This is a genomic window from Nocardioides bigeumensis, assembly GCF_039531755.1.
Lineage (GTDB): Bacteria > Actinomycetota > Actinomycetes > Propionibacteriales > Nocardioidaceae > Nocardioides > Nocardioides bigeumensis.
The window spans coordinates 178,176-200,273 of the sequence record NZ_BAAAQQ010000014.1 but is presented as its reverse complement, the minus strand read 5'-3'; the positions used below and the strand labels follow the sequence as shown (position 1 = coordinate 200,273).

General features: G+C 72.4%; 18 protein-coding genes. 11 read left to right on the top strand and 7 right to left on the bottom strand.

All coding sequences use genetic code 11. From position 1 onward, the window contains the following. Positions 1–49: 49 nt before the first annotated feature. From ABD295_RS20225 to ABD295_RS20210, 4 genes are read left to right on the top strand one after another with little or no spacing between them, the layout of a single operon-like run. A complete protein-coding gene (locus ABD295_RS20225) occupies positions 50–1,756 on the top strand; it encodes a hypothetical protein (protein WP_344305651.1) in 1,707 nt (568 codons plus the stop codon). Continuing rightward, positions 1,726–3,354 (top strand): glycosyltransferase, encoded by a 1,629-nt coding sequence (locus ABD295_RS20220; RefSeq protein WP_344305650.1) that lies wholly within the window; start codon positions 1,726–1,728, stop codon positions 3,352–3,354. The genes ABD295_RS20225 and ABD295_RS20220 overlap by 31 nt, the downstream gene beginning before the upstream one ends. Continuing rightward, positions 3,347–5,032: a glycosyltransferase gene (locus ABD295_RS20215; RefSeq protein ID WP_344305649.1), complete on the top strand. Its 1,686-nt coding sequence runs from the start codon at positions 3,347–3,349 to the stop codon at positions 5,030–5,032. Before ABD295_RS20220 ends, ABD295_RS20215 begins: the two co-directional genes overlap by 8 nt. A 42-nt stretch (positions 5,033–5,074) precedes the next feature. Next, positions 5,075–5,704 carry a sulfotransferase family 2 domain-containing protein gene (locus ABD295_RS20210; RefSeq protein WP_344305648.1) on the top strand — a complete coding sequence of 210 codons (630 nt, stop codon included), beginning with the start codon at positions 5,075–5,077 and terminating at the stop codon, positions 5,702–5,704. Positions 5,705–5,724: 20 nt separating this feature from the next. Here ABD295_RS20210 and ABD295_RS20205 read toward each other — a convergent pair whose 3' ends face one another. Further along, on the bottom strand, positions 5,725–7,038 hold the full coding sequence (locus ABD295_RS20205) for a UDP-glucose dehydrogenase family protein (protein ID WP_344305647.1): 1,314 nt from the start codon (positions 7,036–7,038) through the stop codon (positions 5,725–5,727). Positions 7,039–7,048: 10 nt separating this feature from the next. Then, positions 7,049–7,684, bottom strand: coding sequence for a sulfotransferase family 2 domain-containing protein (locus ABD295_RS20200; RefSeq protein ID WP_344305646.1), 636 nt, complete (start codon positions 7,682–7,684; stop codon positions 7,049–7,051). 52 nt (positions 7,685–7,736) lie between these two features. On the opposite strand from ABD295_RS20200, the gene ABD295_RS20195 reads away from it, so the two are divergent. The 4 genes from ABD295_RS20195 to ABD295_RS20180 are packed head-to-tail and all read left to right on the top strand — an operon-like array spanning position 7,737 to position 11,593. Further along, the gene (locus tag ABD295_RS20195; protein WP_344305645.1) at positions 7,737–8,843 is read left to right on the top strand and encodes a sulfotransferase family protein; all 1,107 of its coding nucleotides are present in this window, start codon (positions 7,737–7,739) and stop codon (positions 8,841–8,843) included. Continuing rightward, positions 8,840–9,820: a glycosyltransferase family protein gene (locus tag ABD295_RS20190; protein ID WP_344305644.1), complete on the top strand. Its 981-nt coding sequence runs from the start codon at positions 8,840–8,842 to the stop codon at positions 9,818–9,820. Before ABD295_RS20195 ends, ABD295_RS20190 begins: the two co-directional genes overlap by 4 nt. Then, a complete protein-coding gene (locus ABD295_RS20185) occupies positions 9,817–10,731 on the top strand; it encodes a sulfotransferase (protein WP_344305643.1) in 915 nt (304 codons plus the stop codon). Before ABD295_RS20190 ends, ABD295_RS20185 begins: the two co-directional genes overlap by 4 nt. A 10-nt stretch (positions 10,732–10,741) precedes the next feature. Next, positions 10,742–11,593, top strand: a complete 852-nt coding sequence (locus ABD295_RS20180; RefSeq protein WP_344305642.1) for a sulfotransferase — start codon at positions 10,742–10,744, stop codon at positions 11,591–11,593. 4 nt (positions 11,594–11,597) lie between these two features. On the opposite strand, the gene ABD295_RS20175 is transcribed toward ABD295_RS20180, so the two are convergent. The 4 genes from ABD295_RS20175 to ABD295_RS20160 all read right to left on the bottom strand — a co-directional run bounded on the left by ABD295_RS20175 (position 11,598) and on the right by ABD295_RS20160 (position 14,699). After that, entirely contained in the window at positions 11,598–12,749 is a 1,152-nt protein-coding gene (locus ABD295_RS20175; RefSeq protein ID WP_344305641.1) for a MalY/PatB family protein, read from the bottom strand. 43 nt (positions 12,750–12,792) lie between these two features. Next, positions 12,793–13,086, bottom strand: a complete 294-nt coding sequence (locus ABD295_RS20170; RefSeq protein ID WP_344305640.1) for a hypothetical protein — start codon at positions 13,084–13,086, stop codon at positions 12,793–12,795. 7 nt (positions 13,087–13,093) lie between these two features. Then, positions 13,094–14,407, bottom strand: coding sequence for an HNH endonuclease (locus tag ABD295_RS20165; RefSeq protein ID WP_344305639.1), 1,314 nt, complete (start codon positions 14,405–14,407; stop codon positions 13,094–13,096). Positions 14,408–14,555: 148 nt separating this feature from the next. Next, positions 14,556–14,699, bottom strand: coding sequence for a thioredoxin domain-containing protein (locus ABD295_RS20160; RefSeq protein ID WP_344305638.1), 144 nt, complete (start codon positions 14,697–14,699; stop codon positions 14,556–14,558). Between the two features lie 57 nt (positions 14,700–14,756). On the opposite strand from ABD295_RS20160, the gene ABD295_RS20155 reads away from it, so the two are divergent. The 3 genes from ABD295_RS20155 (at position 14,757) to ABD295_RS20145 (ending at position 20,081) form a co-directional block, all read left to right on the top strand. After that, positions 14,757–15,389 (top strand): TetR/AcrR family transcriptional regulator, encoded by a 633-nt coding sequence (locus tag ABD295_RS20155; RefSeq protein ID WP_344305637.1) that lies wholly within the window; start codon positions 14,757–14,759, stop codon positions 15,387–15,389. Further along, positions 15,386–15,820, top strand: coding sequence for a hypothetical protein (locus tag ABD295_RS20150; RefSeq protein ID WP_344305636.1), 435 nt, complete (start codon positions 15,386–15,388; stop codon positions 15,818–15,820). Before ABD295_RS20155 ends, ABD295_RS20150 begins: the two co-directional genes overlap by 4 nt. A 94-nt stretch (positions 15,821–15,914) precedes the next feature. Further along, positions 15,915–20,081, top strand: a complete 4,167-nt coding sequence (locus ABD295_RS20145; RefSeq protein WP_344305635.1) for an Ig-like domain-containing protein — start codon at positions 15,915–15,917, stop codon at positions 20,079–20,081. Here ABD295_RS20145 and ABD295_RS20140 read toward each other — a convergent pair. After that, a complete protein-coding gene (locus ABD295_RS20140; protein ID WP_344305634.1) occupies positions 20,078–22,087 on the bottom strand; it encodes an FAD-dependent oxidoreductase in 2,010 nt (669 codons plus the stop codon). The genes ABD295_RS20145 and ABD295_RS20140 overlap by 4 nt on opposite strands. Positions 22,088–22,098: the final 11 nt, after the last annotated feature.

Here is a 22,098-nt window from a genome sequence, read left to right as displayed (position 1 = left end):
CCGCAGGCCAGGCAGGGGCCGGCGGGCCGCTCTGCCGTAGGCTGGCGCCGTGTCGCTGCCCCGGGTGCTGGAGCGCGCCGCGCGCCCGACTCTGCTGCTCGCACAGCCGGGTCTCGCCGACCGGGCGGCCCTGCCCGAGGGCGTCCGTCTGGAGTCTCTCGGAGACCCGGTCGCCGGCGCTGACGAGGAGCGTTGGGGCTGTGTCGTGGTGGCGGCTCGTGACCGAGCCGCACTGCGCGCCGGCCTCGAGGCACCCCCCGCCGTCGGCCGCACGCGTGCCCTGGTGACCTGGCTGGCCGAGGCCACCACTCCGTTGGTGCCGCGCGTGCGCCCTGAGTGGCCGGATCCTGTCGAGCTCGACGCGCACCTCACCGACGACGGCGGCGCTGTCACCCGGCTGCGTCTGGCCGGCGTCGCACCCACGCAGGAGCTGCTCGCGCGCCTTCGCGTCGACGCGGGATCCCGTGGCACCGCCGCCTCCGGCGGACTGGTCGTGGCCAGGGACGACGATCCGGATGCGAAGGTGCCCGCCGACGTGCTCAGGGGCGGGGCGCCCGCCGACGACCCTTCGCCCGTCACCGGCCGGGCGGCGGTCGTCGTGCGTGGGGCCGGCCCAGTGGCGGCCGAAGTGACGGTCGACGAGGGCGTGCTGAACCCGACCGGTTTCCGTCGCGACTGGGAGCGCCTGGTCGTCGAGCTGTCCGCCGACGTCCTCCACGGCCCGGTCACGGAGTCGACCGTGGCCGCCCTCCGCGACGCGCAGGGTGTGCGCGTGCCGGGGAGCGCGACGGCGTACGACGTCGCCGCGCTCGCGATGGCCGGCGTCCCGCTCCTCGCGTCCACGCCGCCGGAGGGGCTCGCCCCCGCGCTGGCCGCGCTGCTGACGGCCGAGGTGGACCTGAGCGACGCCGTCGCGCGCGAGGTGCACAGCGTCCACCTGCGGCGCGCGGCCGCGGCGGGGCACTCACTGCTCGCCGAGCGCACGCGCCTCGGGGCGGCGGCGGGTGTCCGGGTCGCCGGGCTGCCCACGGTCAGCGTGGTGCTGGCGACCCGCCGCCGCGCGCTGCTCGACTTCGCCGTGACCCAGGTGGCCAAGCAGCGCGGGGCCGACATCGAGCTGGTGCTGGCCCCGCACGGCTTCGACCTGGACGCCGAGCTGCGCGCCGCGCTGCGCAGCCGCCTGGGGGAGATCCCGTTGGTGGTGGTGCCGTCGCCCCGCAGCGCCCGCTTCGGCGACGTCCTGCACGCCGCCGCGCAGGCGGCGTCGGGCGAGGTGGTGCTGAAGATGGACGACGACGACTGGTACGGACCCGACGTCGCCACCGACCTGCTCTGGGCCCGCCGCACGTCCGGGGCCGAGCTGGTGGGCATGCCCGCCGAGCTCGTCTATCTCGACCAGCTCGGCATCACCGTGCGGCGTCGCGCGGTCGTCGAGCGCTCGGCACAGGTGGTGGCCGGTGGCACGATGCTGATCGGTCGCGACGACCTGCGTGCGGTCGGCGGCTTCCGCTCGGTGGTGAAGTACGTCGACGCGCAGCTGCTCGCCGGCGTACGCCTGGCCGGCGGGCGCGTGCATCGGACGCAAGGGCTCGGCTACCTCCTGCGTCGCACCGCGACGGGGCACACCTGGGCGACCGAGCTCGGCTACTTCCTCAGCCGCCGCACGGTGGCGGCGCAGTGGCGTGGGTTCCGGCCGAGCCCGCTGCACGAGGTAGGACCGGACGAGTGGCCCGCCCGCCCGGCGGCGGTGTCATGAGCCAGGCCCGCGTCCGGCGCAACGACTGGGGATCGATCCGCGTCCCCGACGTCGGGTCCTGGACCCCCACCAAGGCGGTCAGCGTCGTCATCCCCACCTTCCAGGCCGAGCGGACGCTGCCGTTGGTGCTGGCCGGCCTCGCCGCGCAGACCTACCCGGCGCACCTGCTCGAGGTCATCGTCAGCGACGACTCTCCCGAGCCGCTCGCCGGCCTCCCCGAGGTGCGCCCGGAGCGCACCCGCCTGGTGCGCGGCGGTGCTTCCTGGGGGAGGGCGGCCGCCTGCCACCGGGGCGCCTTGGCGGCCGACGGGGAGGTCCTGCACTGGCTCGACAGCGACATGCTCGTCGAGGCCGACCACGTCGAGGCGCAGCTGCGCTGGCACGACGCGCTCGACCACGCCGTCGTCCTCGGCCACAAGTGGTTCGTCGACCCGTCGCCGCTCGACGGCCTGAGCCCGGAGGAGGTGCGCGACGCGGTCGCAGCCGGTCGGCTGGAGGAGTGGTTCGCCGGTCAGGACCGCGAGGCCCACGACTGGGTCGAGGAGATGTACGAGCGCACCGACGACCTGCGGGAGGCCGGCCCCCGAGCGCACCGCGCGCACGTCGGCGCGACCGCCTCGCTGCACCGCGCGCTCTACCTCGAGGCCGGCGGCATGGACCTGGCGCTCAAGCTGGGCGAGGACTCCGAGCTCGGCTACCGGCTGGCCGAGTGCGGCGCGGTGTTCATCCCCGACCGCGCCGCTCGCAGCTGGCACCTCGGCCGCACCCACGTGATGCGTCGGCAGGACGAGGTCAACGACTACAACTTCCCTTTCCTGGCGGACCGGATCCCCGACGGACGGGTCAAGCGCGCCACCGCCGGACGGCAGTACGCCGTGCCCTACGTCGAGGTCGTCCTCGACGTCGCCGACCTGCGGCACGCCGACGTGGTCGCCACGGTGGACGCGGTGCTCGCGTCGACGGTGCCGGACATCGTGGTCACGCTGGTGGGTCCCTGGGCGTCGCTGACCGACGAACGGGTGGCGGTGCTCGACGACCCCCGCCTGGACACCCGCATCGTGCACGCGTCGTACGTCTCGGACTCGCGCGTGCGTCTGGTCGACACCTTTCCCGATCAGCGGGAGGGGCGCAGTCCGGCCACGTTCCGGCTCACGCTCTCGTCAGCGGGCTGGGCGCCCCGCCCGCGTGCGCTCAACCGGATGGTCCGCGAGATCGAGTGGACCCACCACGGGCTTCGGTCGGCGCTGATGCCGGACGGTTCGACCGCGCGCCTCGAGCGCACCGCGGCGGTGCAGCGGGCGCTGCGTGTGCGGAGTGCGTCGGACGACCTCGACGACGTCGTGGACGAGCTCTTCGGCAGCTGGTGGGTCGACGGTCCCGAGACCGGGTGGGCACCGTCGAGGTCTCTCAGCGGCGCCCGGCTGCCCGGCCGTTCCGGAGCCGCCCAGGACCCCGCCGCGCTTCCGGACACCGAGGGAGGGGACCGCAAGGAGCGTGCGGCCGCGCCTGCCCCGGGGGCCCCGCCAGCCCCGCCGCCACCGTCCCGCCTGCGGCGCACCCTCGTCCGCGTGCGCAACCGCCTGCGGTCCCATGCCTGACACGCTGGCCACGTTCTTGGGCGAGGCGAGCGGCGACGTCCTCGTGCTCGTCGACCCCGACGCGATCGACCTGGTCCCGCCGAGCGGGGCCGAGGTGGTCGTGCTCCCCGCGCCCGAGCTTGCTGGGGCCGCCGGGGCCGCTGGGGCGACCCGGGACCTGGCCGTCCTGGTGGTCCGCGACCGATTGGCGCTGAAGCCGTACGCCGAAGGGCTGGAGGCGCTCGGCCGCGCACCCGTCATCGCCGTGTGGCTCGCCGCCGGGTCCCCGGTGCTGCCGCGGCCCGACGCCTCCTGGCAGGCCGTGACCGGCGTCCGGTCAAGGCGGCTGGACGACGGCGGGTGGCTCGTCGTGCTGCGCTTCGACGCACCCGTGCTGATCGCCCGCGCGCTCGCCGAGGTCGCCCGACAGGCCGTGCCGCACCGCGGCGGCAACGAGGGCCTGTGGGTGGGCGACGCGCCCTCTCCTGAGGACGCCGACGTTCCCGTGGAGGTCGTGCTCGGGGGCGGGGCCGGACCGTTGCAGGACCACCCGGTGCTCGGCCGGCCACCGGTGCGGCTCACGGAGCCGGACCTCTCACCGCGCCTCGACGAACGGCTGCTCAACCCGCACGGGTTCCGCGCCGACCGGTGCGGTCCGCCGGCCATGCTGCCACCGGGCGCTGTCCTGACGGAGTCACTGGCCGGGCAGCTGCGCGAGGCCGCGACCGTCTCGGTCTCGTGGCCCGCCGACCCCGACCGCACCGTGCTGCGCACGGTCGCCGGGCTGGCGATGTCGGGGGTCGTGCTCACCTCGTCCGACGTGCCGTCGTGGGCGCGCGACGCGCTCGGCCCCGCCGTCGCCGATGCGTTGACCGCGCAGCCCGCCGACGACGGTCTGCTGGCGCGCGAGGAGCACGGTCTCGTGCTCCGGCGCGCCGCGTTCGACGCCTTCTCGACCCGGTCGTGGCGGCGGCGTGCGGCGGCCCGGGCCGGCGTCCGCGTCGCGGCCGATCCGGCCGTGAGCGTGCTGCTGGCCACGCGCCGCGCCGACATGCTCGACTTCGCCCTGTCCCAGGTGGCGCGCCAGCGTGGCGTCCCGCTCGAGCTGGTGCTGGCCCCGCACGGCTTCGAGCCGGACGAGGCGGACGTCCGCCGCGCGCTCGGGGACGGGGTGTCGCTGGTCCTCCTGCCGCAGCCCGAGGAGGTCGCGTTCGGCGACGTGCTCCACCAGGCGGCCCTGGCGGCGTCGGGCGACCTGCTGCTCAAGATGGACGACGACGACTGGTACGCACCCGACGTCGTCGCCGACCTGGTGCGGGCCCACCGCTACAGCGGGGCCGAGGTCGTCGGCATGCCCGCCGAGTTCCACTACCTGACCGGTCCCGACATCACCGTCACCCGGGGGCACGTCACCGAGGTCTTCGCCCGGTTCGTCGCCGGCGGCACGCTGATGATCGAGCGGGGGCTGCTGCGCGAGGTCGGCGGCTTCCGCTCCGTGCACAAGTACGTCGACGCGCAGCTGCTCGCGGCGGCCGCCGCGGCCGGTGCCTCGCTCTACCGCACGCACGGCCTCGGCTACGTGCTGCGGCGCAACCCCACCGGCCACACCTGGGAGGTCGACCTCGACTACCTGCTCGACCCGGTGCGGACCAAGCAGCGCTGGGACGGCTTCCGGCCCTCGCGGCTGATGGAGCTCTAGCGCCCCAGGTGGTCTCGAGACCACCGCTACTAGGCTCGGCACGTGATCGTGTCCGACTCCGCCCGGGTGCTCTTCGTGCACGTGCAGAAGACGGGCGGGCTGACGGTGCAGGACCTGCTGCGGCACGCGCTGCCCGACGCCGTGCCGGTGCAGGGGCTCGGCGGCGGCCGGCACGCCCGTCTGGGAGCGGCTCTCAAGGTGCGTCCCGAGCTCCGCGACTACTTCGTGTTCGGCTTCGTCCGCAACCCCTGGGCGCGGATGTGGTCGTGGTACTCCATGGTCCAGCGCCGCCGCGAAGCGGTCGAGGCCGGCTCTGAGTTCATGACCGAGAAGCTCGGGCGCAACCAGTTCTGGGCGAAGGTGATGACCGACTTCCCCGACTTCGAGACGTTCGTGCTGCAGGGCTCGGACGAGGTCAAGCGGCTGCGCACACCCCAGGTGCGCTACCTGCGGGCGCCGGGCCGCCGCGCCGACTTCGTCGGCAAGACCGAGAACCTCGAGGCCGACGTGCGGGAGGTCTTCGGCCGCCTCGGGCTCTCGCTGCCCGGCGAGATCCCGCGCAACAACGCCGGTCCGCCCGACGACTACCGGACCCACTACACGCCGGTCGCCCGCGAGAGGGTCGCCGAGCTGTTCGACCAGGACGTCAGGGCGTTCGGCTACTCGTTCTGAGCGCGAGGGGGACCGCAGGCTCAGCGGCGGCCGAGACCGCGGACCGTCCAGCCGGCTGCTCGCCAGGCGTCGAAGTCCAGCAGGTTGCGACCGTCGAGGACCTGCTTGCGCGTCACGACGTCGCCGACGGCGACCGGGTCGAGCGCGCGGAACTCCTTCCACTCCGTCAGGTGGAGCAGCAGGTCGGCGTCCGTCGCGGCGTCGATCGGGTTGGCGGCGTACGTCAGGGTCGGGAACATGAGGGCGGCCGTCTTGCCGGCCTCGGGGTCGTAGACGCGCACGTCGGCGCCGCGCAGGTGCAGCTGCCCGGCGATCCAGAGCGCGGGGGAGTCGCGGACGTCGTCGCTGTCAGGCTTGAAGGCCGCACCCCAGACGCCCACACGCTTGCCGGACACCGACCCGTCGAGCATCGCCGTGGCGATGGCGACGACGTGCTCGCGACGCCGCTGGTTGATGTCGTCGACCTGGCGCAGGAAGCTCACCGCGTCCTCGACGCCGAGCTCGCCCGCGCGGTGCACGAACGCACGGATGTCCTTGGGCAGGCACCCGCCCCCGAAGCCGATCCCGGCGTTGAGGAACTTGCGTCCGATCCGGTCGTCGTGGCCGAGCGCGTCGGCGAGGTCGACCACGTCGGCCCCCACGACCTCGCAGACCTCCGCGATGGCGTTGATGAACGAGATCTTGGTGGCCAGGAAGGCGTTGGCCGCGGACTTCACCAGCTCAGCCGTGGCGTAGTCGGTCAGCAGCAGGGGCGTGCCGTCGGCCAGAGCCGCGGCGTACACCTCGCGGAGCAGCTCCTCGGCGTGGGGCGTCGCGCCGCCCAGCACCAGCCGGTCGGGACGCAAGGTGTCCGCCACGGCGAAGCCCTCGCGCAGGAACTCGGGGTTCCAGACCAGCTCGGCGTCGGCGCCGGCCGGCGCGAGCTCGGCGAGCCGTGCGGCCAGGCGCGGGGCGGTGCCGACCGGGACCGTCGACTTCCCGACCACGACCGCGGGCCTCGTCAGGTGCGGCGCGAGCAGCTCGATCGCCCCGTCCACCTGGCTGACGTCCGCGCCGAGGCCCTCGGCGACCTGCGGCGTCCCTACGCAGACGAAGTGGACGTCGGCGAACTCCGCCGCTTCCTGCGCCGAGTCAGTGAACCGAAGCCGGCCGCTCGCGACGTGCTCGGCAAGAAGGTCCTGGAGGCCTGGCTCGAAGAAGGGCACCTTGCCGGCGGCCAGTCCTGCGCGCTTGACCGGGTCGATCTCGACGCCGACCACCTCGAAGCCGAGCTCGGCCATGCAGGCGGCGTGGGTGGCGCCGAGGTAGCCGCACCCGATGACGGAGATTCGCACGGCGCACAGCCTAGGTGGGTGGCGTGAACTCGTAGCCGTAGGTCTCGATGTCAGGGGCGAAGAGCTCGGCGACCCGCTGCCGCGAGGCGTCGGAGTAGTACGTCGTGTAGTGCGCGTGCGGGCTGCGGTTGGTGTGCGGGAGCTCGTCGGGGAACTGCAGCCCCAGGTGCTCGACGGCGGCGCGCAGGTCGTCCTTGAACCGCTCGGTCCTGCCCACGAAGTCGGCGCGGCGGTCCCCGGCTTCGAGGTAGGTGACCTGCGGGGTGCGCAGCCGCTCGAGCTCCTCCGAGCCGCGCAGCACGAAGGTGTCGAAGTCGGCGTACCCCCGCGAGGTGCGCAGGAACTCGTTGCGGTCGAACCTCGCCTGCGCGGGCTCGTGCCCGCTGTCCGCGAGCTCCTTGAAGCGCTGCACCATCGACCACCACGACACCAGGCGCGACCAGGGGTTGCGCACGAACCCGAAGGTCCAGTACGCCGCCAGGGCGGGCTCCCGCTCGAGCCCCTGGCGCAGCGTGGAGTGCTTGATGCCGCGTTCGGGCACCTGCCGCAGGTCCGGCACCAGCTGCTCGAGCACCTTGTGCACGGTGACGCCACCGGTCTTCTGGACGTGCACGAACACGAAGCGGTGCGCGTCGGAGACCAGCATGCGGGTCAGCGTAGTTTCCGGCGCCTCGCGCCCGGGCCGTAGGCTGGCCGCCATGTCAGACGGTCGCCGGATCTCCTTCGTGGTCGGCTCCGGACGCAGCGGCACCAGCACGATGTCCGGCACGCTCCAGGCGCTCGGCATGCACGTGCCTCAGCCCGAGGTCGCCGGCAACGCCACCAACCCCAAGGGTTTCGGCGAGCCGAAGTGGGCGGTCGAGTTCCACGAGCGGCTGCTCAACCGCGTGCGCGTGCAGACCGGTGACGCCCGGCCGTCGGCCTGGTTCGACACCGGTCGCCCGGCGATGCGCGAGATCTTCCGCAACGAGCTGTACGAATGGCTCGAGGAGCAGTTCGCGGCCGCCGAGGCCGGCGACGAGGCGGCGGGCGAGCTGCCCACCAGCGAGCTGGTCGTGAAGGACCCGCGGCTGGTGTGGTTCATCGGGATGTGGCGCGGGGCCGCGATCCGCTGCCGCGCCACGCCGTCGTACATCACGATGCTGCGCCCGGTCACCGAGGTCGTCGGCTCGAAGCAGAAGTACTACGCCGCCGGCTCCCGACCAGGGAGCCAGAACGAGATCAGCCGCACCGCCGGCTGGGTCAACGTCATGCTCCACACCGAGGTGGCCACCCGCGACTCCGAGCGCGCCTTCGTCCGCTACGCCGACCTCCTCGACGACTGGACGGTGCCGGTCTTCGAGCTCGGCGAGCGGCTGCAGTACGACGCGGTGCTGCGCGCGTCCGCGCAGGACCTGCGCAAGGTGCACTCCTTCATCGACCCCTCGCTGCGCCGGGTGCACCTGACCTGGGACGACCTGCACGTGCCGGCGCGGCTGCGCGAGATCGCCCAGGCCACCTGGTCGGCGCTCGACCGGCTGGCCGACAAGGACGGCGACACCCCCGAGCTCCGGGCCACGCTCGACCAGCTGCGCGAGGACTACACCGACTACTACACCGAGGCGGAGCTGCTCACCCAGTCGACCGCGGCGAGCGCGCGGCTCGAGGGCATCGTCGCCGAGCGCGATCGTCTCGCCGGGCTGGGCGGAGCGGGAGGCGCCGACGCGACCGGGTCGCGGATCCCGCACTCCCTGCGGGCGATGGTGCCGGCGGGCGCCCGCCGGGCGGTGAAGCAGCGGCTCGAGGCCAGGAAGACCGACGGATGACGGTCTCGACAGGCTCGACCACCGAGGGCAGCTCGACCAACGTGGAGGGCCGCGAGGACTTCCGCGTGTCCTGGCCGTGGGAGCAGCCCGGCCGCAGGCTCAAGCCCGGCACCACCTCGGTGCTGCGCGTGAAGAACGAGGCGCGCTCGCTGCCCTGGGTGCTGCCGCCGCTCTTCCGCGCCACGCAGGCGGTCGTGCTCGTCGACAACCAGTCCGACGACGGCACGCCCGAGGTGGCCCGGCAGGTCGCGCGCGAGCACGGGTTCGAGGACCTGCTGCGGGTCTTCGAGTACCCCTTCGACGTCAGCCGCTGCGGTCCCGAGCACCTCGGCACCCGAGCGGACTCCGTGCACAGCCTCGTCTACTTCTACAACTGGTCCTTCGCCCACGTGGAGACGGCGTACTCGCTGAAGTGGGACGGCGACATGGTCCTCACCGAGGACGCCGAGGGCCTCATCCACGACCTGTCCTGGCAGCTGCCCGGCAAGGACGTGATCGTGCGCGTGCCGCGGCACAGCCTCTACGTCGAGAGCGACCGGGTCGCCTACCTCGACCTCGGGCTGCCCAACGTCGAGGCCTACGGCTATCCCATGGGCCCGGCGTACACGCACGTGAAGGCCTTCGAGTGGGAGCTGCGCGCCTACCCCGAGGACGTCGAGTTCGTGCGGCTGCCCGACGGCGCCAGCCTGGAGCTGAAGTGGCTCGACTCCGACGAGTTCGCGCACTGGACGGCACCCGAGGCGTTCGCCGACAACTTCCGGACCGCGCGCAAGCGCCGCGAGTACGAGCTGTTCACCGCCCTCGGCCGCGGCGAGTGGGCCGACCTCGAGCGGCAGGGCTTCGCGCACGTCCACCGGATCGAGTCTCCTGACGGGCAGCACGTGATCGACCACGTCACCCGCGAGTGGCTCCCGCACGCCGACCGCGACGTCTTCTACGCGCACCGGCCGGGCGAGAAGGAAGCGAGCCAGACATGAGCGGGGAGCAGGAGCGAGCGCGCGAGCTCGGCCGGATCCCGATCACCGCGTCGATCGTCGGGGTGCAGAAGGCCGCCACCAGCACCATGCACGCGATGCTCGTGCGGCACCGCCTGGTCGCGCCGACCTTCCAGAACGACCCGGCGCGCCAGGAGCGCAACTGGCACTTCGCCAACAAGGAGCTGCACTTCTTCGACGACGAGGAACGCGACTGGTCCGCCCCGGACTACTCGCACTACTACGGGTCGCGGATGCAGGAGCAGCAGACGATCGCGGTGGACGCGACGCCGTCGTACGTCATGTGGCCCGGTGCCTTGGCGCGGATGCGGGCCTACAACCCCGACATGCTGCTGGTCGCGTCCTTCCGCGACCCGATCGAGCGCGCCTTCTCCCAGTGGTCGATGGGCCGGGGTCAGCGCAACCCCTATCCGGAGTTCCGCGACGCCATCGAGCAGTTCGACGACGAGTCGATGCTCGACCACGTCCCGCCCGGCGCGGGACGCTGGAGCGTGCACCGCCGCAGCATGGTGATCCGCGGGCTCTACGGCGCGCAGCTCGTGCGCGGTCTCGCGCAGTTCCCGCGCGAGCAGTGGCTGATGCTCAACTTCTCGGAGTGGGTGCGCGACTACACCGCGGCCCTCGACGCCATCACCGACCACCTCGGCCTGCACCGGTTCCGCCGCTACCCACCGCTCGGTCACAACCCGACGCCCGAGGAGCACACCGGAGTGCCGCCCACCGCCGACGACATCGAGCGGCTCGTGGCTCGGTACGCCGACGACCTCACGCTCTTCGAGCAGCTCTCGGGGCTGGACGTCTCGTCCTGGCCGACCCGGCGCATCGCGACCGGCTCGATGCCGGCCGAGGAGCTGGCCGACAAGTTCGCGCGCAGGTTCGTCCCGTCTTCATGACAGCAGCTCGATGACGGACCGGCTGCCGATCTCGTTCGCGATCGTCGGGGTGCAGAAGGCCGCGACCAGCACGATGCACACCATGCTGGTGCGGCACCGACACGTCGCCCGGGCGCGGGCCAAGGAGCTGCACTTCTTCGACGACGAGCGGCTCGACTGGTCGGCGCCGGACTACTCGGCGTACGCCGCCGACCGCACCACCCCCGGGCAGCGGATCGCGGGCGACGCGACGCCGTCGTACCTCCTCTGGCCGGCCGCGCTCGAGCGGATGCACCGCTACGACCCCGGCATGCGGCTGGTCGCGTCCTTCCGCGACCCGATCGAGCGGGCGTTCTCGCAGTGGTCGATGGAGCGCAAGCGGCTCGCGGACTGGCCCGCGTTCCACGAGGCGATCGAGAGGTTCGGCGACCTGTCGGTGCTCGACGGCTTCCCCGCCGGCAAGACGTCGAGGGAGGTGCGCCGCACGACGATGGTCGCGCGGGGTCTCTACGGCCGCCAGCTCGAGCGCGGGCTCGGGGTCTTCCCTCGTGAGCAGTGGCTGCTGGTGTCGTTCCGGTCGTTCGTGACCTCGCCGGAGTCCGTGCTCGACTCGCTCGTCGACTTCCTCGGGATCGGTGCCTGGAACCGCTACCCCAGCCTTCGCTCGAACCCGACCCCGCGCGACCAGGCCGGCCCGGCGCCGACGGCGGCGGACATGGAGCGGCTGGTCGAGGTGTACGCCGACGACCTCGCGCTCTTCTCGCGTCTCTCGGGCATCGACGTCAGCGACTGGCCGACCACCCGGATCGCCGCCGGGACGCTCGCTCCCGGCGACCTGGCGGCCGACCTCGCGCGCAAGGTGGGGCTGGCTGAGGAGGACTGACCCGTCAGGCGAGCGCCGACGCCAGGCGGCGTACCACTTCGGTGAGCCGCTCCGGTGAGGTGGCGATGTTGAGCCGGATGTGGCCGGACAGACCCGGGTGGAAGGCGTCGCCTTCGTAGACCCACACCCGGCCACGTTCCTTGGCCAGCTCGGCGGGGCGCTGGTGGCCGTAGGCGCGCAGGTCTATCCAGGCCAGGTAGGTCGCCTCGAGCGGGCGCATCCGGGCTGCGGGCAGGTGCTCGGCGAGGAGGGTGGCCAGCAGGGTGCGCTGCTGGTCGAGCCGCTCGAGGAGGGCGGCCAGCCAGGCGTCGCCCTGGGTGTACGCCGCGATGCTCGCGACGATGCCCAGGCTGGACCACGAGTCGTTGCGCGCCATCGGCACGTCCTCGATCGCCTTGCGGGTCGCGTCGTCGGGGATGACCAGCTGGGCGCACTTGAGGCCGGCGGTGTTGAAGGCCTTGGAGGCGGCGACCAGGGCGACCGCGTGGTCGGCGGTGCCCTCCAGGTCGAGGTAGGACACGTGCCGAGCTCCCGGCAGGACGAGCGGCGCGTGGATCTCGTCGGAGATCACCCGCGCGCCGTGCCGGACGACGACGTCGCGGACGCCCTCGAGCTCGGCGCGGGTGAAGACCCGGCCCCACGGGTTGTGCGGCTGGGTGAGGAGCAAGGTCTGCGCGCCGTCGGCGAGGAGCCGGTCCAGCTGGTCGAGGTCGAGCTCGGCCCTCTCGGCCTCGGGATCGACGAAGAGGTCGACCCGCTCGCGCCCGGTGATCTGGGCGATCTCGAGCTGCGGGGAGTACGCCGGCACCGGCATCACCATCGGACCGGGTCCGCTCAGCACGTCGAGGAGCAGCCGGACGCCCGCCGTCACGTCGACGACGGGGCGCACGTGGCCGGGGTCGACGTGCTGTCCGAAGTGCCGGGCGGCGAACCCGGCGTACGCCTCACCGAGCTGGCCGCCGGTCTCGAACGGCGGATAGCCCAGCACGCCCTGCCGGACCGCGTCGACCAGCGCGTCGGTGACGCAGTCGGCGGGTGCGTAGTCCATCTCGGCGATCCAGGCCGGGATGACGCCCTCCTCGGCCATGCCCCACTTGGCGCGCAGGGACGCGCGGGCTTCTTCGTCGGTCAGGTCTCGGATCAGGCCGTCGCTCACCCGGTCCAACCTAGTCGGGCGGGCATGGGGGCAGGGCTCGACGTCAGCTGTAGCGGTGGCTCTTGGCCGAGTGACCGCGCTCGCGCGTGCAGGTGCGTCCGCCCATGTTGCGGTGGCCGCAGAGCTCGTCGGCGGCGTCCGTCTCCCCGGTCACGGCGATCGCCTCGGCACCGTCGGCGACGTCAGGCACCGCCCGGAGGGCGGGTCGAGCCGCCGGTGTGGGCGGGGCGACTCGCGGACGAGCCGTCGGCATGGCGCCCGGCCCGCCTCGGGCCTGCGCCATCGTCTTCTCGTAGCGCTTCTCGCGCAGGGCACGGACGGCGTCCAGCTTGCTCATCGACTACTCACGCTCTCGACAGTAGGGGCTGGCACCGACAGGGCTCGCCAGACACTCGGGCGGCGTCACGGCGGAGTGTGCCGCCGAGGGTGCAGTGGACGCGGAAGGCGAGGCGGGGTTCGCGTCGGCCTGGTCGGGTGGCGGGTGCCTTGGATCGGTAGGTGTGCCCGGTGGGGGTGGTGACCTGGACGGTGTGCCGTGGTCCGGGTCGGGCCCGCGCATGCCAGCCGGCGGCCTGCTTGGCGTGGTTGCAGGACTCGCAGAGTCCTTCGCCGTTGGCTGCGCTGGTGGGGCCGCCGTCGGCATGGTCTTGGACGTGGTCGATGTGACGCACCGGTGCGTCGCACCACGGGGTGCGGCAGACCCGGTCGCGGAGCCTGATGAAGCGGGCGAGTCCGTCGGGGAAGGTCCTGGCGCGGGAGTCCATCGCGACCAGCTGCCCGGTGGTGGGGCTGGCGTAGAGACGGCGCAGCTCGGTGTGCTCAGGCGAGCCGGCCACGAGCCGGCGGGCGAGCTCGGCGGGGACGGGGCCGTAGCCGTCGACCTCGGCCGCCTCCTCACGGTCGCCGAGCAGGACGGTGTCGGGGACGACGAGGTGGACCTGGAGCGGGACGGCCGCCGCCGTGGTCTGGCCGGTGACGCGCTCGACGAGGGTGTCGGCCATGATCTGCCCCTGGCTGCGGCCGTCGCCGGCGCTGATGCAGCGGTCGGCCTCGGCCTTGAGCGCCGCGAACACCGCGACACCCTGGGCGACCGGGAGCAGCGCGGAGACCTGGGCCATCACGTCGGGTGCTGGGCGCATGGTCACCCGTCGTTCGGCCTCGGCGCGGCGGCGGCGGGCGACGCACGAGGCCGGGTCCAGCGCGTAGGCCAGCCGCCTGGCGGCCGCGACGGTCTCGCTGTCGCTCATCGCCTCGACCCGCTCGGCGTCGTTGGCGATCTCCGCGTCGACAAGCTGGCGGTGGGAGAGCTCGAGGCAGGCGGTCTCGCGAGCGACCAGCGTGGCCCGCCACTCGGTGATCCGCCCGTCGCGGAACGCTGCCCACGTGAACGGCAGCTCGCGGCGCAGAATCCTCGCGAGCGCGAGGTGCTGGCGGGCACGGTGCGGCGACTCGCGCCGAGCCAGCGCGATCTGCTCGGCGAGCCCGCGGCCCTGCCGCTCGGGTGGCACACCCCGCTCCGCAGCCGAGGAACGTTGGGATTCCTCGAAGTCCGCGGACAGCCCGGCCTGCGTGGCCTCGAAGGCGCACTTGGCCTCCTCCAGGGCCCGGATCAGGTCGATCCGCTCAGCGTCGTCGGTGACCAGGTCGAGCTCGCCCACGGCCGCGATCCAAGACCGGATCCGCGCAGCGTCCACCGAACGCCGCGGCGATGCCGAGGGCGGCGCAAGGGTGCAGTCGGGCTCCGAATCGAACATACGTTCGACCCTAGAGCATGCCGCCGACATCCGGAGACGCGCCAGAGCGTCCTCAGCCCCGCGTGCCGCGCAGCGCCGCGTCCCGGACCTCACGCCAAGGAGGATTGGTGAGCCACTCGCCGGCCACCCCGACCGTGGGGCTCAGCTCGTTGCCGTCGTTCACGGCCCGCACCCGCGCGGATACGACGGTCGCCATTGCGATGGACCTTTCATCATATTAAAACTATGACGAACAGAGTGATACCTTGACGGTGTGGCTGTCAAGGACGGAGTCGGGCACCGGCAGCGGCAGGCCGAGGCGACGAAGGACCAGATCGCCCGTGCGGCCCGCGCGCTGTTCGCCGAGCACGGGTACGCCGCCACGACGATCGCCGCGATCGCGAGGGAGGCCGACATCCCGGTGCAGACCGTCTACTCCGCGCTGGGGAGCAAGGCCCGGATCCTCGAACGCATCACGGGCCAGTGGATGGCGGAGTCGCAGACGGTGGCGCTTGCCGAGGCCTACCTGAGCGAGCCCGACCCCCGCGAGCAGCTGCGCCTGCTGGCCGCGCTCAACCGCCGCCAGCTCGACGCGGGGTCCGATGTCGTCGCGATCTACCAGGAGGCCGCGCGCGCCGAGCCCCGGATGGCCGAGACCCTGCGTCAGGTGCTGGCGGCGCGCGAGCGTGAGATCCGCAAGCTGGTCGAGGCCGTCGTTGCCCGGCGTCGTACCGGTCCGACCGTCGACGAGGCGCTCGACATCACGCTCACGCTGACCCTGCCGGAGGTCTACCGGACCCTGGTGGTCGAGCGCGGGTGGAGCCCGAGCCGCTACGAGACCTGGCTCGCCGAGACCCTTGCCGCGCAGCTGCTGCCGTGGCAGGGAGGGGAAGGACCCACGTCATGACGACACGCGGGTTCCACGCCTTCGAGCACGCCGCCTGCACACAGGCTGCGTTGTGGGACACCGAGATGGTCGAGCGCGACGGCGGTCTGGTGTGCGCCGCCTGCGGATACGCCGCCGACAGCCCTCCCACCGGCACGCTGGCCGACTGCTTCGACCTCAAGCACCGGCAGTGGGGGCTGCGTGCCGACCCGCACGTCTGGTACGAGCTGAAGGAGAGGCTGGCCGACGTCCCCACGCCGGACGACGTGGAGGCCACGCTGCAGGCGGCGTTCAGGGACGTGACCGGGCTCGACCTCGCGACCGACACCCGGGAGATGGTGCGCCTGCCCGAGCTCGACCACGGCGGCATGTCCGGCGGCTTCGTCGACCTGCGCTGGTGGCGCGCCAAGGGGATCCCGCTCATGGTCGAGCGGGCCACCCGGGGCGGTTGATCCGGTCCAGACCCCGGGCAAATGCCCGATGTGCGATCCCGGCCCCAGGTGTCAGGTTGCCTCGAACTGACTGTCGAGACTCTGGGGGACTGAGATGGCTGTCGTACTCCGCCTTGCGCGACGGGTCCTGACCGCGCTGCCGATGCTTCTGGTCGCCGCACTCGTGGTGCTGCTGCCCGCTCCGGCACCAGCCGACGAGCCGCCGCTGGGCGAGCCCCCGCCGCCACTGTTCTTCCCCGACGCCTGCCTGGAGAGCCAGACGGCGGTGACGTGGAGCCTGGCGAGCCCGCCGGTGAGCAACCACGACCTGGTCGACCGGTTGGGGGGCGGCGACAATGGCAAGGGCCTGCCGTTCACCGCATCCGGCATGGAGGTCAACGTGGCGGCGCCGGGGGTGCTGGCGAACGACACCATGAACGGTGGAGCCGTTCCCCTGTGGAACGAGACGCGAGGTCCGACGGCGCAGGTCCACGCCGAGCTGGTCCGCGGGCCCGACCACGCCAGCAGCTTCCAGCTCAAGACCGACGGCAGCTTCACCTGGGTGCCCCGCGACAACTACCGCGGCGTCGACTCCTTCGAGTACATCGCCGAGATCAACGGCATGTGCCGGATCCAGGCCACCGTCACCATCGGCGCGACCGACCTGATGTACCCCCAGGACGACTCGTTCGTCCACTTCGGCGACGGCGAGATGGTCCAGGACATCGTCGGGGTGCTCGGCAACGATCTCGGGTGGAAGCTCGGTGCCAAGGTCACCCAGGTAGGGAAAGGGCCTGGCACCGGTGACGGATGGTACGCGAACCTCTCCAATCCAGTAGTGCTGGCGAACGGCAGCCTCTTCATGCAGACCGACGGACGGTTCCGGTTCGTGCCGAACCCCGGCTTCCGGGGGATCCAGCACTTCTACTACCGCGCGAGCGGCATCCGGATCACCGAGAAGCTCGGTGGCGGGGTCATCGTGGAGGAGACGCCTGGCGGCCCGGTGCGACCCGCCGGTGACGACGGCCTGACACGGGTCAGCCTGATCTTCGCCGACGCGTTGAGCGCGGCCAAGCCGCGCGGGGTCGACGACGCCCTGGCGACCGAGGAGGACGAGCCGCTGTCCATCTCGCCCACGGAGCTGATGGCCAACGACAACCAGGCGAGCTACATGACGTGGGTGGGATCCGCGCAGATAGGGTCCCCGACCACCTTCCGGACCTGGCACGGCACGCTCGCCATCACCTACGGCTACTACGCGAGCTTCTACCCGTATGTGACGTCGATCGTCTACACACCGGACGCGGACTTTAACGGGATCGACTACTTCCCCTACTGGGTGGCCAGCCAGATGCCGCCCAACACCGACACGGCCTATCCGGGAGGGGTCTGGATCACGGTGGGCGCCGTTCCGGACAAACCCGTTGCGAACAACGACGAGGTCACCACGGACGAAGGGGTGCCGATCGTCGTGGACGTCCGCGCGAACGACTACGACGACGAGGGCCTGCTCAACACCGACATCTGGTTGGAGCGCACCAGCCCTCGGGCCACCTACGTCGTGGACAACCAGGCGGGCACCGTGACGGTGACCCCCATCGACGGGTACTACGGCGACCTGCTGTTCTTCAACTACGCCCTCTTCGACCGCGAGGGCCTGCTGTCCGACCTGGCCTCGGCGCACGTCGTGGTGAAGCGCAACGACGCGGTGGACGACGCCTTCACCACACCGGAGGACACCCCGCTCGTGGTCGAGGCGGCGTCGGGACTGAGGGTCAACGACGAGAGCGACCCGTCCTTCGCCGACGTCTTGGAGCTGGTGACGCCGCCCAAGTGGGGCACGCTCGACCTCGAGCCCGACGGGTCCTTCGAGTACGTGCCAGACCCGGACCGTGAGGGTGATGACAAGTTCACCTACGCCTATCGCAGTCCCACCGGGGTGCTGGGCGATCTCGGCACGGTCGAGCTGGAGGTCACGCCGGTGGACGACGCGCCGAGGGTCGCGGTGGCCCCGCGGTGCGAGGCGGACGAGATCTGCCTCAACGGCGAGGTCCGCGAGATCGACGAGGGCGGGTCGGTGACCCTGAGCGGCTACCTCACCGACCCCGAGCTCTCCGCAGGGGAGCTGCGGATCGCTTGGGGCGACGGCGACACCACGACGGCGTCGTACCCGTGCGAGGGACCGGACTGCCAATTCGGTCTCACGCCGACCTACAGCCCGGTCCCGACGTGCGTCAACGCGCCCACCGGGCCGGCCACGTGTCCGCTGCGGATGTTCTTCCGGTTCTCCCACAAGTACGCCGACGACCGGCCGGACGCCGACGACCGCTACTTCATCGACGTGACCGCAGACGATGGCCAGGAGAGCACGGCCGGGACGAGCGCGCTGGTGCGCAACGTCGCACCGGACCTCTCACTGCTGAGCGACGCCGAGGTGACCGTCGAGGCTGGCAAGCCCGTCACGGTGAGCGCTCGTGTCGTGGACCCCGGCAACGACCCCAGGGTGGTCGGGATCGACTGGGGCGACGGCAGCGAGCCGGCGACGGCAGACATCGTGTGCGACGCAGGGCTCACCGACTGCACGAACACGGCGACCCACACGTTCGCGACCCCGAGCGCGACCCCGTACACGATCACGCTCTTCACCGATGACGGCGACGGTGGCAACGACGCCGAGACGGTCACGGTGAACGTGACCGGGGACCTTCCGCCCACCGCTGGCGACGACGAGGCCGAGGTGGACGAGGACGGCGTCCTCGAGGTGCCTGCGCCTGGCCTGCTCGGGCTCGCCTCCGACCCGAACGGTGACGAGGTGACGCTGGTGTCGACGACGCAGCCTGGCCAGGGCACGCTCGAGACGGCTCCCGACGGCTCGTGGAAGTACACGCCGCCCGCCGACTTCCACGGGCAGACGTCGTTCGAGTACACCGTCGAGGCCGACGCGGTGCAGGACACCGGCGAGGTCACGATCACCGTGAACCCTGTCAACGACGCGCCGACCGCCGGTGACCTCGCGGCAACCACACCGGAGGACCAGGCCGTCACGATCACGCCCGACCTGGCCGACGTCGACGGGGACGCGCTCGTGCCCCAGGTGGTGGCTGGTCCCGACCACGGCAGCGCCACGGTCGTGGCAGGCAAGCTGGTCTACACACCGGCCGCCGACTTCTACGGCAGCGACTCCTTCACCTACCGCGCCTCCGACGGGACGGCGGTGTCGCCGGCAGCCACCGTGCGGGTGACGGTCGACGCCGTCGGTGACGCCCCGCAGGTGGGGACGCTCGGCGACGTCTCGGCGGTCTACTCCGACGCGATCGCGCCGGTGGCTGTGACGGCAACGGACGCGGACTCCGCGTCACTGACCTACTCCGCCACCGGGTTGCCCGCCGGGCTCTCGATCGCCCCGACCGCCGCCGGCGCGACGATCAGCGGAGAGGTCACGGCCGATCCTGGCCGCTACACGGTCACCGTCCGCGTGTGCGACCCCGACGACCAGTGCGGCACCGAGCCGTTCGACGTCGTCGTGGCAGCCGAGCAGGTCACCGTGCTGTGGTCGGCCGCCAACCCGGTGTCCGTGGCGGTCGGCCGGTCCGGCGCCCCGGCCACGACGCTGACGGCGCGCATCACCGACAGTGCGGACGGGGCGTTCGGCGACGTCGCGCGCATCGTCGCGCAGTCGGTGCGGGCCTCGGCCACGCCGGTCGGCGGCGGATCGACGACCGGCTGCCCTGTCACCATCGTGGGTCGTACGCCGGCCACGGCCACGGCGCCCGGCTTCGTGGACGTGTCGTGCACGCTCCCCGCCGGGTTGAAGGCCGACGTCTACGAGCTCGACGTCTCGGTCGACGGCTCCTTCACCGGGTCCGACAGCGAGCTGCTCGGCGTCTTCGACGCCAAGGCCAGGGGAGCCTCCGGCGCGGGAAGCGTGCTGCTCGGCAACGGCAACACCCTGTCCTTCGGTCTCCTCGCGTCGGGCGAGGGCAAGAAGCTGAAGGGCCAGGTGGAGCTCATCGAGCGCACGCCGGCGGGTGCCATCGTCAACCGGGTCAAGGGCGTCACCCTGACGTCGCTGTCGGTCAGTGCCGGCTCACCCAAGACGGCGGTGCTGAACGGCAAGGCCGTTGTCAACGGCGTCGGCAACTACGCCTACGTGGTCACGGTCACCGACGCCGCGACGGACACCTTCGCCTTGAAGGTGACCCCGCACGCGGAAGCTCCCGCAGTGCCGTCGTTGACCTTCGCCGCACGTCAGGTCCGAACGGGTTCCATCACGGTGGCCTAGAGGGCGGCGGCGACCCTGGTGCCCTGCTCGATCGCGCGCTCCGCGTCGAGCTCGGCCGCGACGTCGGCGCCGCCGATCAGGTGGGCCACGACGCCGGCCGCGACGAGCTCGTCGTACAGCGTGCGGACGGACTCCTGGCCCGCGCACACCACGACGGTGTCGCAGGCGACGACCTCGGGAGAGCCGTCGACGACGAGGTGGAGGCCGTCGTCGTCGACGCGGGTGTACGTCGCCCCCGAGAGGAGACGCACGCCGGTCTGCTTGAGCACGGCCCGGTGCGCCCAGCCCGACGTCTTGCCGAGCCCGACGCCGATGGGCGTGGTCTTGCGCTGCACCAACGTCACCGCGCGGGCAGGGGTGCGCGGCTTGGCCTCGGTGATCCCGCCCGCGTGCAGGGACGGGTCGCCCACTCCCCAGTGCGCCATCCAGTCGTCGAGCGACTCGGGCTCGTGGGTGAGGAAGACCGAGACGTCCACGCCGATGCCGCCGGCGCCGATGACCGCCACGCGCTTGCCGGGCACCACCCGGCCGGCCAGCACGTCGGCGTACGTCGCGACCGAGGCGTGCTCGAGACCCTCGATCTCCGGGATCCGCGGCTCGACACCGGTGGCGACGACGACCTCGTCGTACGCCGCCAGGTCGGTCACCGACGGTCGCGTGGAGAGCCGGACGTCGACCCCGAGCACCTCGAGCCGGCGAGCGAAGTAGCGCAGCGTCTCGGCGAACTCCTCCTTGCCCGGCACCGCCATGGCCAGCCGGAACTGGCCGCCCAGCTCGGGCGACGCCTCGAAGAGCGTGACCGCGAAGCCGCGCTCCGCGGCTGCGGTCGCGGTGGCCAGGCCCGCCGGGCCGGCTCCCACCACCGCGACGCTCCGCGCGCGCTGCCGCGGCAACGGGAGGAGGACCAGGCTGGTCTCCCGGCCGGCGCGCGGGTTCACCAGGCAGCTCGCCGGTCGGTTGGAGAACGCGTGGTCGAGGCACGCCTGGTTGCAGGCGATGCAGGTGTTGATCTCGTCGGCGCGGCCGGCGGCGGCCTTCTCGACGAAGAACGGGTCGGCCAGCAGCGGCCGCGCCATCGACACCAGGTCGGCGTCCCCGGCGGCGAGGACCGACTCGGCGAGCTCGGGGGTGTTGATCCGGTTGGACGCGCAGACCGGCACCGAGACCTCGGCCTTGAGCCGCGCCGTCGCCGACAGCCACGCGCCGCGCGGGACCTGCGTGATGATCGTCGGCACCCGGGCCTCGTGCCAGCCGATCCCGGTGTTGAGCACGCTGACCCCGGCCTCCTCGAGCCCGTGAGCCAGGTCGACGACCTCGTCCCAGGACTGGCCGCCCTCGACCAGGTCGAGGAGCGAGATGCGGTACATGATCGGGAAGTCCGCGCCGACGAGGTCACGCGCGCGGCGCACGACCTCCAGCGGGAAGCGCATCCGGTTGGCCGCGGTCCCGCCCCAGTGGTCGGAGCGGTCGTTGGTGCGGGCGGCGAGGAACTGGTTGATGAGGTAGCCCTCGGAGCCCATGACCTCGACCGCGTCGTACCCCGCCTTCACGGCCAGACCGATCGAGCGGGCGAAGTCGGAAGCGGTCCGGTCGACACCGGCCGTCGACAGCGCCGACGGCTTGAAGGGTGTGATCGGCGACTTCTTGGCCGACGCCCCGACGCTGAACGGGTGGTAGCCGTAGCGACCGGCGTGCAGCACCTGCAGGGCGATGGCGCCACCCTCGTCGTGCACGGCGCCGGTGAGCTCGCGGTGCCGCATCGCGTGCAGTCGCGACGAGAACTCCGACGCGAACGGCTTGAGCCAGCCGCGCCTGTTGGGGGAGTAGCCGCCCGTCACGATCAGGCCGACCTGTCCGCGGGCGCGCTCGGCGAGGTACGCCGCCAGCGCCGGCATGTCCCAGCGCCGGTCCTCGAGGCCCGTGTGCATCGAGCCCATGACCACCCGGTTGCGCAACCGCAGCCCACCGATCTCGATCGGGCTGAGCAGGTGCGGGTAGGAAGACATCCCTGCCACGA